Below are 13,435 nucleotides of genomic sequence, written 5' to 3' on the forward strand. Positions count from 1 at the left end.
CAAAACCCGTTCGAACCGCGAATCGGACGATTCATCGCTATCGCGTATCCGATCGATGGAAAGTCGATCCGCACGCTCGCCGAAGATTAGGTTTCAAAGGCGGCATCGCCTCGATAGGGTGCGCGCCATCAATGGGGAAATGACATGGACTTTTCCGGAATTTTTGCGCGCGTGGTCGCGGTGATCGGCGGAGCCGCGCTGCAGTGGCGCCGGCTGCAGGGCGCAACACCCGCACCGGCCTGGGGCAGCGCGCCGGTGGTGCCGGCGGCGCGGCCGCAGGGCACCCTGATGACGCTGAAGATGCCGACCGCGCGCGGCTGGAGCGACGGCCACAAGCCAACGGTGGCGGCGGGCCTGAAGGTCAATGCCTTTGCCACCGGCCTGAAGCATCCGCGCTGGATCGACATGCTGCCCAATGGCGACGTGCTGATCGCCGAGGCGTCGCAGGTCGCAGGCCCCGTGAGGAACGTGTTCGGCTACGCCATGCAGGCAACCATGCGGCGCGCCGCGGCCCTTGGCGAAAGCGCCAACCGCATCACTTTGCTGCGCGACGCCGATGGCGACGGCACGGCCGAGATCAGCAAGACCTTCATGGAAGGGCTGAACCAGCCATTCGGCATGACCCTGCTGGACGACACCTTCTATGTCGGCAATGTCGACGGCGTGGTGGCCTTTCCCTATGTGGCGGGCGCCGACAGCATCACCGCGCCGGGCAAGAAGCTCACCGATTTCAAGGCGGGCGGGCACTGGACCCGCAGCCTGCTGCCGAGCCCCGATGGCAAGAAGATCTACATCGGCGTCGGCTCGCTCACCAACATCGCCGACATGGGCATGGAGACCGAAGAGGGCCGCGCCGCGGTCTATGAACTCGACGTCGCCACCGGCAGCAGCCGCATCTTCGCCGGCGGGCTGCGCAACCCCGTGGGCCTCGCCTTCGAGCCCACAACAGGCGCGCTGTGGACGGTGGTCAACGAGCGCGACGGCCTCGGCGACGAGACGCCGCCGGACTATCTGACCTCGGTGCGCGACGGTGGCTTCTACGGCTGGCCCTATTGCTACTGGGGCAAGACCGTCGACGACCGCGTGCCGCAGGACGCCGCGCTGGTGGCCAGGACGATCACGCCGGACTACGCGCTGGGCGGACACACCGCGTCACTCGGCCTGTGCTGGCTGCCGGCCGGCACCTGGCCGGGCTTTCCCGACGGCATGGTGATCGGCCAGCACGGCTCGTGGAATCGCAGCACGTTGAGCGGCTACAAGGTGGTGTTCATCCCGTTCGTGAACGGCCGCCCGTCGGGTCCGCCGCGCGATATCCTGTCGGGCTTCCTCGCGCCGGACGAAAAGGAATCCTACGGCCGGCCGGTCGGCGTGTTCCTCACGCCCGAAGGCGCGCTGCTGGTCGCCGACGATGTGGGCGACGTGATCTGGCGCGTCACCGCAGCGTAGAGGCTCACTCAATTCGGCCGTGTCCCGGACGCAGCGCGGCGCGAAGTGCCGCACTGCAGATCCGGGACCCCGATTTCTGTAGACGCAACCGGGACCCCGGATCTGCGGCGCACCACGCCGCCCAAGCGGCGGCGTGGTGCACCGCGTCCGGGGCACGACCCCCAACTAGATGTTTAGTCCCGGACTTTGATGGGTCGGATCAACATTGAATCTGGTGGGCTCTTTTGTCCAAATCTTACAAACGTACTCGTAGGGTGTGAGGCCCTGCAGGGTCTTTAGCCGACGCGCGAAGTTGTAGGCGTCGATGAAGTCGCCGAGGTGGCGACGGAGTTGGTCGTGGGTCTCGTAGTGGAAGCGCTTGACGGTCGCTTCCTTGATAGTCCGGTTCATCCGTTCGACCTGGCCATTGGTCCAGGGGTGCTTGGGCTTGGTGAGGCGATGATCGATGTCGGCCTGGGCGCAAGCCAACTCGAAGCCATGGGCCCAGACCGGCTCGCCACGCTCGAGGGCCAGCTTGATCTCAGGGACCGCTGAGCCACCGGCACCGGGCGTGGTGAAGTGCGTGCCATTGTCGGTCAGCACGGTGTGGATCTTGTAGGGCACGGCCGCGATCAGGTGGCGCAGGAAGTCGCCGGCGATGCGCCGAGTGGCTTTCTCGTGCAACTCGACGAAGGCGAACTTTGAGGTCCGGTCGATCCCCACGAACAGATAGAGCTTGCCCTGCTCGGTGCGGACCGCGGCGATGTCGATGTGAAAGTAGCCGATCGGATAGGCCTTGAACTTACGCCGATCTGGCTTGTCGCCCTCGACTTCAGGCAATCGCGAGATGTCGTGGCGCTGCAGGCAGCGATGCAGTGACGAGCGCGTCAGATGCGGGATGGTTGGTTGCAGGGCATACAAGCAGTCATCGAGCGGCAGCAGCGTGTGCCGCCGGAAGGCGACAATAAGCGCCTCTTCCTCGACCGTCAGAACCGTCGACTTCGGGTCTTTCGGCCCGGTTCGTAGATCTTCGACCGAGGCCCGCGCCTTCCACTTGGCGACGGTCTTGGGATTGATCCCATGCCGCCTGGCCAAGACCCTCAGGCTCTCTTGACTATGTTGTATCGCTCGACGGACCGCCGCTGTCGTTGTGGCGCTCCCGTGGTGAACCTGTCCCATAGCGCATCCTTCCAACCGTCGGAGAATAATGCACCATCAAATGCTGGGACCAAACATCTAGAACGCGCTACGACGTCACCCCGGGCAGATCGAGCCCGTTGGTCTTGGCGCATTCGATCGCGCTGTCGTAGCCCGCATCGGCGTGGCGCATCACCCCGGTGGCGGGATCGTTCCACAGCACGCGCTCGATGCGGCGCGCCGCGTCGGGCGTGCCGTCGGCGACGATCACCATGCCGGCGTGCTGGGAATAGCCGATGCCGACGCCGCCGCCGTGATGCAGCGACACCCAGGTGGCGCCGCTGGCGCAATTGAGCAGCGCATTGAGCAGCGGCCAGTCGGATACCGCGTCGGATCCGTCGCGCATCGCCTCGGTCTCGCGGTTGGGGCTGGCGACCGAGCCGCTGTCGAGATGATCGCGACCAATCACGATCGGCGCCTTCAACTCGCCGCTTGCGACCATCTCGTTGAAGGCAAGGCCGAGACGATGACGATCGCCGAGACCGACCCAGCAGATCCGCGCCGGCAGGCCCTGGAACTGGATACGCTCGCGCGCCATGTCGAGCCAGTGATGCAGATGCTTGTCGTCCGGCATCAGCTCCTTGACCTTGGCGTCGGTGCGATAGATGTCCTCGGGATCGCCGGATAGCGCGGCCCAGCGGAACGGACCGATGCCGCGGCAGAACAGCGGGCGGATATAGGCCGGCACGAAGCCGGGAAAATCGAAGGCGTTGGCGAGGCCCATGTCCTTGGCCATCTGGCGAATGTTGTTGCCGTAGTCGAGGGTGGGAATGCCCTGGGCATGAAAGTCCAGCATCGCCTGGACGTGGCCGACCATGGAGGTCTTGGCGGCGGCTTCCACCGCCTTCGGATCGCTCTCGCGCTTGGCGGCCCACTGATCGAGCGTCCAGCCCTTCGGCAGATAGCCGTTGATCGGATCGTGGGCGCTGGTCTGGTCGGTGACGATGTCCGGACGCACACCACGGCGCACCAGTTCGGGAAAGATATCGGCGGCATTGCCGAGCAGGCCGACCGAGACCGGCTTCTTGTCTTGCGCTGCCTGCGCCATGATCGCCAGCGCCTCGTCGAGGGTCGCCGCCTGGCGGTCGAGATAGCCGGTGCGCAGCCGCATCTCGATGCGGCTCGGCTGGCATTCGACCGCCAGCATGGACGCGCCGGCCATGGTGGCAGCGAGCGGCTGCGCGCCGCCCATGCCGCCAAGGCCCGCAGTCAGGATCCAGCGGCCGGCAAGGCTGCCGCCATAGTGGCGACGGCCGACCTCGACGAAGGTTTCGTAGGTGCCCTGCACGATGCCCTGGCTGCCGATGTAGATCCACGAGCCCGCGGTCATCTGGCCGAACATCATCAGGCCGAGCTTGTCGAGCTCGTTGAAGTGATCCAGCGTCGCCCAATGCGGCACCAGGTTGGAATTGGCGATCAGCACGCGCGGCGCGTCCTTGTGGGTGCGGAACACGCCGACCGGCTTGCCGGACTGCACCAGCAATGTCTGGTCGTCATCGAGCTTGCGCAGCGCCGCCACAATGCGATCAAAGCTGTCCCAGTCGCGGGCGGCGCGACCGATGCCGCCATAGACCACGAGTTCGCTCGGCCGCTCCGCCACGTCGGGATCGAGATTGTTCATCAGCATGCGCAACGGCGCTTCGGTCAGCCAGCTCTTGGCGCTGATCTCCGATCCGCGCGGCGAACGGATGACGCGCGCGTTGTCCAGTCGGCGGTTCATGACGAATGACCTTTCTCGGCAAGCATTGCTTAAGGCAAGTTCTGGAAACGGATTGTTGGTGAGCACCGCCATCGCAGCGGCGGGCAGCCGACCGGACGCAACCAGCGCGGTGGCCTTCGCCATATCGTCGGCCATGTAGCGATCGGCGCCGAGCGCCGGCACCTGTTCGCGCAACAGCGCGATCACCGCCGCCAGCGCCGGACTCGTGGCATGCGGCGCGCGCAGCTCGATGCCCTGCGCCGCTACCAGTAGTTCGATGCCGAGGATAGCGGCGAGATTGTCGGCCATGTCAGACAACCGGCGCGCGGCATGGGCGGCCATCGACACGTGGTCCTCCTGGTTTGCACTGGTCGGCGTCGAGTCGATCGAGCAGGCCGCGGCGCGCTGCTTGTTCTCGGCATAGAGCGCGGCAGCCGTCACTTCGGCGATCATGAAGCCAGAATTGATGCCGGGGTCGGGCGTGAGAAAAGGCGGCAGGCCGAAGTTCAACGCGGGGTCGACCAGAGTGGCGATGCGTCGCTCGCTGATGGCGCCGATCTCCGACAGCGCCAATGCGATCTGGTCGGCGGCAAACGCCACCGGCTCGGCATGAAAGTTTCCGCCGGAGACGATTTCGCCGGTCTCGACCAGCACCAGCGGATTGTCGGTGACCGCATTGGCCTCGATGGTCAGCGTGCGCGCCGCCTGCGTCAAGAGGTCGAGCACGGCGCCGGCCACCTGCGGCTGGCAGCGCAGGCAATAGGGATCCTGCACACGCTCGTCGCCTTCGAGATGCGAGTTGCGGATGTCGCTGCCGTCGAGCAGCGCGGTCAGCGCCGCACCCGCCGCGATCTGACCGGCATGGCCGCGCAATCGCTGGATCTCCGGACGGAACGGCGCCGTCGAGGCCATCGCCGCATCGACCGACAGCGCGCCGGTGACCAACGTCGCGCAAGCGAGATCGTGGGCGCGCAACAATCCGGAGATGGCATAGGCCGTGGAGAACTGTGTGCCGTTGATCAGCGCCAAGCCTTCCTTCGGGCCGAGCGTCAGTGGCGCGAGGCCGGCAGCAGCCAACGCATCCCGCCCCGGCACCACTGCACCGTCGACCAACGCCTGCCCCTCGCCGATCATCACCGCGGTCATATGCGCCAGCGGCGCCAGATCGCCGGAGGCGCCGACCGAGCCCTGCTGCGGCACCAGCGGATAAATGCCGTGCGCCAGCAGCGCCTGCAATTGTTCGATGACGACGCGACGCACGCCGGACGCGCCGCGCCCCAAGGAGATGATCTTGAGCGCTATCATCAGCCGCACGACCGGCTCTGGCGTAGGCTGCCCGACACCGCAGCAATGCGACACGATGAGATTGCGCTGCAGCAGCGCGGTCTGATCGGGCGGAATGCGCTTCGACGCCAGCTTGCCGAAGCCGGTATTGATGCCGTAGACCGGCGCGGCGGCAGCGGCGGCCTTTTCGACGATACCGGCAGCCGCCTCGACCGACGGCCAGAACGACGGATCGAGCACGACCGACGCGCCGGCCAGCACCTGCCGGAGATCCTCAAGCGTCACCTTGCCCGGCGAAACGACGAGGGATGCAGTGCGGCTGCTCATCGGCCCATCCAGGCCCGGTCGTGCAGGGGATTGAAGCCCATGCGGTAGACGAGTTCGGCCGGACGCTCGATGTTCCAGATCGCCAGATCGCAGCGTTTGCCGGCCTCCAGCGTGCCGGTGTCGGCGAGCACGCCGAGGGCGCGCGCGCCTTCGCGGGTCACGCCGGCGAGGCATTCGGCAACGGTCATCCGGAACAATGTCGCGCCCATGTTCATGGCGAGCAGCAGCGAGGTCAGCGGTGAGCTGCCGGGATTGCAGTCGGTGGCCAGCGCCATGTGCACGCCGTGGGCGCGGAACAGATCGAGCGGCGGCTTCGACGTCTCGCGAATGAAATAGAACGCGCCGGGCAGCAGCACGGCCACCGTCCCTGCTTTTGCCATCGCCGCGGCGCCGGCGTCATCGGTGTGTTCGAGATGATCGGCCGACAGCGCCGAGAATTGCGCAGCCAGCGCCGCGCCGCCGAGGTTCGACAGTTGGTCCGCATGCAACTTGACCGGCAGCCCCAGCACCTTGGCTGCGTGAAAGACGCGCGCGGTCTGCTCGGCGGAGAAGGCGATGCCTTCCATGAAGGCGTCGACGGCATCGGCGAGGCCGGCGCGCGCCACCGCCGGCAGCATCTCGTTGCAGACGAGGTCGATATAGCGATCCTTGTCGCCACCGGCTTCCGGCGGCAGCGCATGGGCGCCGAGAAAGCTGGTGCGGACAGTAACCGGCCGCTGCCGGCCGAGCGCGCGGGCGGCGGACAACTGCCGCAGCTCGGTCTCAAGATTGAGCCCGTAGCCGGACTTGATCTCCAGCGTGGTCACGCCTTCGCCGATCAGCGCGTCAAGCCGCGGCAGCGCGCCGGCGACAAGTTCAGCCTCGCTGGCGGCCCGCGTCGCCGCCACCGTCGAGACGATGCCGCCACCGGCGCGCGCGATCTCCTCGTAGCTGGCACCCTGCAGCCGCAACTCGAATTCGTGGGCGCGGTTGCCGCCGAACACCAGATGGGTATGGCAATCCACCAGCCCCGGCGTGATCCAGCGGCCGGCACAATCGATGCGCTCGACCGCATCGGCATCGACGGGAAAATCGGATTTCGCGCCGGCGAAGACGATGCGGCCATCGCGGGCGGCGATCACGCCATAGTCGATGGCGCCGAGGTCGGGAAGATCCGCGCGCACAGTGGCGAGCCGGGCATCGTGCCAGATCCGATCGAAGCGCTCGGCCATGCGGGACTTCCCAACTACAGAAGCTTGACGACAAACTCGATATGTCTATACATATTATCGCGCTGCAGTCCTGTCCATCCGGTTTTGGAAACATGTCAACTCTGCATTTCGGATCGGCGTTGCTCCCCGCGGGGTGGGCCGATGACGTGCAGGTGGAGGTGACCGATGGCACCATCGCCAAGGTCACGGCCGGCGTCGCGCCGGCTGCCGGCGATGAACGTCACCAACTCGCAATCCCCGGAATAGCCAGCCTGCACAGCCACGCCTTCCAGCGCGGCATGGCCGGTCTCGCAGAAATTCGCGGCGATGCCGCGGATACATTCTGGACCTGGCGCGAGACCATGTATCGCTTCGCGCTGACCATGACTCCCGAAGACACCCAGGCGGTCGCGACGCTGCTTTATGTCGAGATGCTCGAACAGGGTTTTACGCGGGTCGGCGAATTCCATTATCTGCATCATGACCACGACGGCGCGCTTTACGCCAACCCCGCGGAGATGGCCACGCGCATCGCCCGCGCCGCTGAGGTCACAGGCATCGGGCTGACGCTGCTGCCGTGCTTCTATGCCCATGGAACGTTCGGCGGCACCGCACCGCATGAAGGCCAGCGCCGCTTCATCTGCTCCGTCGATCAGTTCGCAAAGCTGGTGGACGCCAGCCGCACCGCGATCCGCGCACTGCCCGGTGCCAATCTCGGCATCGCGCCGCACAGCCTGCGCGCCGTGACGCCGGACGAGCTGGCGGCGCTGCTACCGCTGGCCGCAGGCGGCCCGCTGCATATTCACGCCGCCGAACAGGTGCGCGAGGTCGAGGACTGCGTCGCCTGGTCGGGCCAGCGACCGGTCGCATGGCTGCTTGACCATGCGCCCGTCAATCAACGCTGGTGCCTGATCCACGCGACGCACATGACGCCGGCGGAAACCGCGGCGCTGGCCGCGAGCGGCGCCGTTGCAGGACTTTGCCCGCTGACCGAAGCGAGCCTCGGCGACGGCATCTTTCCCGGCCGCGAATTTCTTGGCGCCGGCGGCCGCATCGGCATCGGCACCGATTCCAACATCCTGATCGGCGTCGATGCCGAACTGCGCCAGCTCGAATATGGCCAGCGGCTCAAGCATCGCGAGCGCAACGTGTTGTCGGGCGGGCCCGGCGTCTCGACCGGCCGCGCGCTGCTCGATGCCGCACTGGCCGGCGGCGGCCAGGCGCTTGCGCAGCCGGCGGTCGGACTGCAGGTCGGCGCCCGCGCCGATATCGTCACGCTCGACACCGCCCATCCGTCGCTGGCGGGGCGCAGCCGCGATGCCGTGCTCGACGGCTGGATCTTCGCCGCCGGTGCGGGAGCGATCGATTGCGCCTGGGCCGGCGGCGCGAAGCTGGTGGAAGGCGGACGCCACCGGCTGCGGCAACAGGCGCGCGAGACATTCAATGCAGCAATGCGCAGGCTGGTCGCATGAGCGCCGCCCCGCAGCGCGCCAAGGCCGACACGGTCGACAGGCCAACGCTGTACAAGCAGATCCGGCTCGATATCGAGCAGCGCATCCTGACCGGCGAGTGGCCGCCGGGCTACCGCATCCCCTTCGAACACGAGTTGATGACGCATTACGGCTGTTCGCGGATGACCGTGAGCAAGGCGCTTTCCGAACTGGCGCAGGGCGATCTGATCGAGCGGCGGCGGCGCGCCGGCACCTTCGTGCGCCGTCCCAACTTTCTCTCGGCGGTTCTGGAGATCGCCGACATCCGTGCGGAGATCACCGCGCTCGGCCGTAGCTACGGCTACGAGATGATCAAGTCTTCGCGCCGCGCCGCAACCGCTGCCGACCGCGCACGGCTGCGCGTGCGCAAGACCGGCCGGGTGATGGCGATTGCCTGCCGCCACAGCGCCGACGGCGTGCCGTTCGCCATCGAGGACCGGCTGATCGATCTCGACGCCGTGCCGGACGCTGCCGCCGCGGATTTCGCCGCCGAGCCGCCCGGCTCGTGGCTGCTTCATCATGTCCCATGGACCGAGGCCGAACATGCCATCAGCGCCATTGTCGCCAACGATCAGACGGCCGCGGCGCTTGATATTGCAGTCGGTGCGCCCTGCCTGGTGATCGAACGCCACACCTGGCGCGGCGCGCAGGCCATCACCGCCGTACGCCTCGTCTATCCCGGCGAGTCGCACAAACTGGTTGCACGGTTCAAGGGTGGCTGAGAATGATATCGATATCGATACGGCACAATTTATGCAGCGGTATTTTACAGAGCCACCTCACCGTCTGAGGCAACCAGAACGACACAATCGATAAACCAGCAAAGGGATACAGCCATGCGTCATCTTGGAAAAATTGTCGTCGCCGCCACGCTTCTCGCCGCCGCACCGGCCATTGCGCAGGACGTGAAGGTCAACATCGCGATCTCAGGCTGGACCGGATTTGCGCCGCTCACGCTCGCCAACCAGGCCGGCATCTTCAAGAAGAACGGCCTCGACGTGACGATCAAGAAGATCCCGCAGAAGGACCGCCATCTGGCGATCGCCTCGGGCGACGTGCAGTGCGCGGCGACCACCGTCGAGACCTGGATTTCATGGAATGCCAACGGCGTTGCCACCAAGCAGATCTTCCAGCTCGACAAGAGCTACGGCGCCGACGGCATGGCCACGCGCAGCGACATCGCATCGATCAAGGATCTCAAGGGCAAGACGGTCGCCGCTTCCGCGCCGGGCACCTCGCCCTATTTCGCGCTGGCCTGGATGCTCAAGAAGAACGGCCTCACGGTGAAGGATGTCACCGTGGTGAACCTTGAGCCGGCCGCCGCGGCGCAAGCCTTCGTCTCCGGCCAGAACGATGCCGCCATGACTTACGAGCCCTATCTCTCGACGGTGCGCGCCGCACCCGACAAGGGCAAGATCATCGCCACCACGCTGGACTATCCGATGGTCATGGACACCTTCGGCTGTACGCCGAAATTCCTCGCCGACAATCCAAAAGCCGCCAAGGCGCTGGCCAACAGCTATTTCGAGGCCATCGCGATGATCGAGAAGGACCAGGCCAAGTCCTACGAGATCATGGGCGCCGATGTGAAGCAGTCCGCCGAAGCCTTCGGCAATTCGGCGAAGTACCTGCGCTGGCAGGACAAGGCCGCCAACCAGAAGTTCTTCACCAGCGAATTCCAGGCCTTCAACAAGGAAGCCGCGGAGCTGCTGCTGGAGATCGGCATCATCAAGGCGGTACCGAAGATCGATGACCTCTACGACGCCAGCTACATCAAGTAGCCTGCAAACGCCAAGCGTTCCCCGGACGCAGCGCAACGCGCCGCCCTTCGCGGCGTGGTGCGCTGCAGATCCGGGGTCCCGGTGATGAGTGGACCGGGGTCCCGGTTCTGCGGAGCAGCGCGAAGGACGCTGCACCGCGCCCGGGACACGATCTCCTTCCTTTCAACTTTAACCAGACGCCAAGGATAGCGCCCCTGTGATACGTCCCCTCGACCCCGTGACATCGCGACAGCGCGTCGCCTACGGTTTTGCGTTCTTCGTGCTGTTCGTGGCGGTGTGGTCGTGGGCGACCTTCGGCGGCTACGTGTCGAAGACGTTTCTCGCCAATCCGCTGACCATGGTGCATGAGGGCTGGGAGCTGCTGACCAAGTATGGCTTCCTGTTCGACATCGGCATGACGATCTGGCGGGTGGTCGGCGGCTTCGTGCTGGCGATGGTTGTCGCGGTGCCGCTCGGCGTATTGATGGGCGCCTACAAGCCGATCGAGGCGCTGCTGGAGCCGTTCGTCTCGTTCGCGCGCTACCTGCCGGCCTCGGCCTTCATTCCGCTGCTGATCCTGTGGGCGGGCATCGGCGAGCTGCAGAAGCTGCTGGTGATCTTCATCGGCTCGGTGTTCCAGATCGTGCTGATGATCGCCGTCAATGTCGGCAACACCCGCCGCGATCTGGTCGAGGCCGCCTATACGCTCGGCGCCAGCGACAGCGGCGTGATCCGCCGCGTGCTGCTGCCCTCCTCCGCGCCGGAGATCGCCGAGATCCTCCGGCTGGTTCTCGGCTGGGCCTGGACCTATGTCATCGTCGCCGAACTGATCGGCTCGTCCTCGGGCATCGGCCACATGATCACTGACAGCCAGGCGCTGCTCAACACCGGGCAGATCATCTTCGGCATCATCGTCATCGGGCTGATCGGCCTGTTGTCGGATTTCCTGTTCAAGGCGTTCAACGCCTGGCTGTTTCCGTGGAAGCTGGCATGACCACGCTGTTGATCGATCAGGTTTCCCGCACCTTCCCCGCGCGCGCCGGCCATGCGCCGACGCAGGCGCTGGAGCCCACCGACCTCAAGGTCGGCAACAACGACTTCGCCACCATCCTCGGCCCCTCGGGCTGCGGAAAGTCGACGCTGCTGCGCATCATCGCCGGGCTCGACCGTCCCACCACCGGCCGCGTGATGCTCGACGGCCAGGAGGTCACCGGACCCGGCGCCGACCGCGGCATGGTGTTCCAGTCCTACACGCTGTTTCCATGGCTGACGGTGCGCGAGAACATAGCCTTCGCCCTGCGCGAGCGCGGCGTGTCGGAAGCCGAACGCGGCCGCATCGCCGACGGCTTCATCCAGAGGGTCGGCCTTGCGGGCTTCGAGAACCACTGGCCGAAGCAGCTGTCCGGTGGCATGCAGCAGCGCACCGCCATTGCGCGCGCGCTGGCCAACGATCCAAAGATCCTGCTGCTCGACGAGCCGTTCGGCGCGCTCGACAACCAGACCCGCGCCTTGATGCAGGAGATGCTGCTGGGGATCTGGGAGCGCGACCAGAAGACCGTACTGTTCGTCACCCACGATATCGAGGAAGCCATCTTCCTCGGCAGCCGCGTCATCGTCATGAGCGCACGGCCGGGGCGCATCAAGGCGGAGATCGCCGTCGACCTGCCGCATCCGCGCTCCTACAAGATCAAGACGACGCCGGAATTCGTCGCCCTGAAGGAACGCCTTGTCGAGGAAATCCGCGTCGAGGCCCTGAAAGTAGCAGATCATGCCTGACCATCATTTGTCCGTTGACGGCGCCCGGGTTCTCGCCGACCTCAACGCGCTGCGCGCCATCGGCGCCTACAAGACCGGCGTGCACAAGCCGACTTTCTCCGAGCCGCATGTGCAATCGCTGCACTGGCTCGCGGCGCGACTTCCCGAGGCCGGGTTGACGGCCACCATCGACGGCATCGGCAACGTGCTGGGCATCAGCAGCAAGGCCGGTCCGAAGCTGCTGGCGGGATCGCATCTGGAAAGCCAGAACTATGCCGGCTGGCTCGATGGGCCGCTCGGCGTAATCTATGCGCTGGAGGCGGCGCGCGTCATCAATCCCAACCCGGATTTGAACGGCGCAGTCGAAGTCGCGGCCTGGTGCGACGAGGAAGGCCATTTCGGCAGCTTCCTCGGCAGCCGTTCTTTTGTCGGCGACGTCACCGAGGCGGATATCGACGCCGCGCGCGACCGCTCGAGCGGCCGTGCCCTGCGCGACGCGCTGCGCGACGCCGGGCTCGCCGGCCGCCCACGCATCACCGCCGAGCCCGCGCGGCATATCGGCTATCTCGAAGCGCATATCGAACAGGGCCAGACGCTGGAGGATGGCCGTCTTGCCATCGGCGTCGTCACCTCCATCGTCGGCATCTGGCAATACCGGATCGATTTCACCGGCGAACAGAACCATGCCGGCACCACCCGCATGGCGGTGCGCAAGGATGCCGGACTGGCGCTGGCGCGGTTCTGCGTGGCCATCGACGAACGATTTCCGGCGATGTGCGGGCCGCGCACCGTATGGACCACCGGCCGCATCACGCTGGATCCGGGCGCGCCGAGCATCATCCCCGGCCATGCCGAGATGCTGTTCCAGATTCGCGACGACGATCCGTCCGTGATCGCACGGCTCGAGGAGCTGCTGCGGGGCATGGCGGACGAGGCTACGGCGCAGGGGCGCTGCCGCGTCACCGTCGAACGGCTGCGCGTTGGCGCACCCGCCATGATGGATGGCAAGATCCAGGAGGCCATCGAGGCGGCGAGCGCCGCCGTTGCCGGCGGCCGTTCGCTGCGCATGCCGAGCGGCGCCGGACACGATGCGCAGGTGCTGGCGACGATCATGCCGGCCGGCATGCTGTTCGTGCCGTCGATCGGCGGCGTCAGCCATCACTGGACCGAAAACACCGCTGACGCCGACATTGTCACCGGCGCACAGGTCTATGTCGACGCCTGCCGGCGGCTGCTGGCGGGATAGGCCGACGACAACAAAGCCGCCATCCGGGAAGCCGCGCAGCTGCCGCCGCGTGGGATCATCGA

At 66.3% G+C, this 13,435-nt stretch carries 10 protein-coding genes and 1 pseudogene; 7 read left to right on the forward strand and 4 right to left on the reverse strand.

Annotation, left to right across the window (positions count from 1 at the left end):
• Window positions 1–144: 144 nt before the first annotated feature.
• On the forward strand, window positions 145–1,446 hold the full coding sequence (locus ACUXVA_RS03220) for a PQQ-dependent sugar dehydrogenase (protein ID WP_265081611.1): 1,302 nt from the start codon (window positions 145–147) through the stop codon (window positions 1,444–1,446).
• A 165-nt stretch (window positions 1,447–1,611) separates the two neighbouring features.
• On the opposite strand, the gene ACUXVA_RS03225 is transcribed toward ACUXVA_RS03220, so the two are convergent.
• From ACUXVA_RS03225 to hutI, 4 genes and pseudogenes are all read right to left on the reverse strand, one after another.
• Entirely contained in the window at window positions 1,612–2,604 is a 993-nt protein-coding gene (locus ACUXVA_RS03225) for an IS481 family transposase (protein WP_445490802.1), read from the reverse strand.
• Between the two features lie 67 nt (window positions 2,605–2,671).
• Window positions 2,672–4,342, reverse strand: coding sequence for a urocanate hydratase (hutU, locus tag ACUXVA_RS03230; RefSeq protein WP_265083539.1), 1,671 nt, complete (start codon window positions 4,340–4,342; stop codon window positions 2,672–2,674).
• A gap of 78 nt (window positions 4,343–4,420) precedes the next feature.
• Window positions 4,421–5,932 (reverse strand): annotated as a pseudogene (gene hutH, locus ACUXVA_RS03235) (histidine ammonia-lyase); the annotation flags it as partial.
• On the reverse strand, window positions 5,929–7,143 hold the full coding sequence (hutI, locus tag ACUXVA_RS03240; RefSeq protein ID WP_445490804.1) for an imidazolonepropionase: 1,215 nt from the start codon (window positions 7,141–7,143) through the stop codon (window positions 5,929–5,931). The pseudogene hutH and the gene hutI, both read right to left, overlap by 4 nt.
• 92 nt (window positions 7,144–7,235) lie before the next feature.
• Here hutI and ACUXVA_RS03245 point away from each other — a divergent pair, with 92 nt between their 5' ends.
• The 6 genes from ACUXVA_RS03245 (at window position 7,236) to ACUXVA_RS03270 (ending at window position 13,373) form a co-directional block, all read left to right on the forward strand.
• Window positions 7,236–8,594, forward strand: coding sequence for a formimidoylglutamate deiminase (locus tag ACUXVA_RS03245; protein ID WP_265081609.1), 1,359 nt, complete (start codon window positions 7,236–7,238; stop codon window positions 8,592–8,594).
• Window positions 8,591–9,334, forward strand: a complete 744-nt coding sequence (gene hutC / locus ACUXVA_RS03250; protein ID WP_265081608.1) for a histidine utilization repressor — start codon at window positions 8,591–8,593, stop codon at window positions 9,332–9,334. The genes ACUXVA_RS03245 and hutC overlap by 4 nt, the downstream gene beginning before the upstream one ends.
• Before the next feature lie 114 nt (window positions 9,335–9,448).
• Window positions 9,449–10,393, forward strand: coding sequence for an ABC transporter substrate-binding protein (locus ACUXVA_RS03255; protein WP_445490807.1), 945 nt, complete (start codon window positions 9,449–9,451; stop codon window positions 10,391–10,393).
• A 199-nt stretch (window positions 10,394–10,592) separates the two neighbouring features.
• Entirely contained in the window at window positions 10,593–11,366 is a 774-nt protein-coding gene (locus ACUXVA_RS03260; protein ID WP_265083538.1) for an ABC transporter permease, read from the forward strand.
• On the forward strand, window positions 11,363–12,148 hold the full coding sequence (locus tag ACUXVA_RS03265) for an ABC transporter ATP-binding protein (protein ID WP_265081606.1): 786 nt from the start codon (window positions 11,363–11,365) through the stop codon (window positions 12,146–12,148). The genes ACUXVA_RS03260 and ACUXVA_RS03265 overlap by 4 nt, the downstream gene beginning before the upstream one ends.
• The gene (locus ACUXVA_RS03270) at window positions 12,141–13,373 is read left to right on the forward strand and encodes a Zn-dependent hydrolase (RefSeq protein WP_445490809.1); all 1,233 of its coding nucleotides are present in this window, start codon (window positions 12,141–12,143) and stop codon (window positions 13,371–13,373) included. Before ACUXVA_RS03265 ends, ACUXVA_RS03270 begins: the two co-directional genes overlap by 8 nt.
• Window positions 13,374–13,435 lie beyond the last annotated feature (62 nt).

It is taken from the genome of Rhodopseudomonas sp. RCAM05734, assembly GCF_052658035.1.

Coding starts and splice junctions, on each gene's coding strand:
- ACUXVA_RS03270 (WP_445490809.1), top strand. CDS start 12,141: ATGCCTGACCATCATTTGTCCGTTGACGGCGCCCGGGTTCTCGCCGAC.
- ACUXVA_RS03225 (WP_445490802.1), bottom strand. CDS start 2,604: ATGGGACAGGTTCACCACGGGAGCGCCACAACGACAGCGGCGGTCCGT.
- hutI (WP_445490804.1), bottom strand. CDS start 7,143: ATGGCCGAGCGCTTCGATCGGATCTGGCACGATGCCCGGCTCGCCACT.
- hutC (WP_265081608.1), top strand. CDS start 8,591: ATGAGCGCCGCCCCGCAGCGCGCCAAGGCCGACACGGTCGACAGGCCA.
- ACUXVA_RS03255 (WP_445490807.1), top strand. CDS start 9,449: ATGCGTCATCTTGGAAAAATTGTCGTCGCCGCCACGCTTCTCGCCGCC.
- ACUXVA_RS03245 (WP_265081609.1), top strand. CDS start 7,236: ATGTCAACTCTGCATTTCGGATCGGCGTTGCTCCCCGCGGGGTGGGCC.
- ACUXVA_RS03265 (WP_265081606.1), top strand. CDS start 11,363: ATGACCACGCTGTTGATCGATCAGGTTTCCCGCACCTTCCCCGCGCGC.
- hutU (WP_265083539.1), bottom strand. CDS start 4,342: ATGAACCGCCGACTGGACAACGCGCGCGTCATCCGTTCGCCGCGCGGA.
- ACUXVA_RS03220 (WP_265081611.1), top strand. CDS start 145: ATGGACTTTTCCGGAATTTTTGCGCGCGTGGTCGCGGTGATCGGCGGA.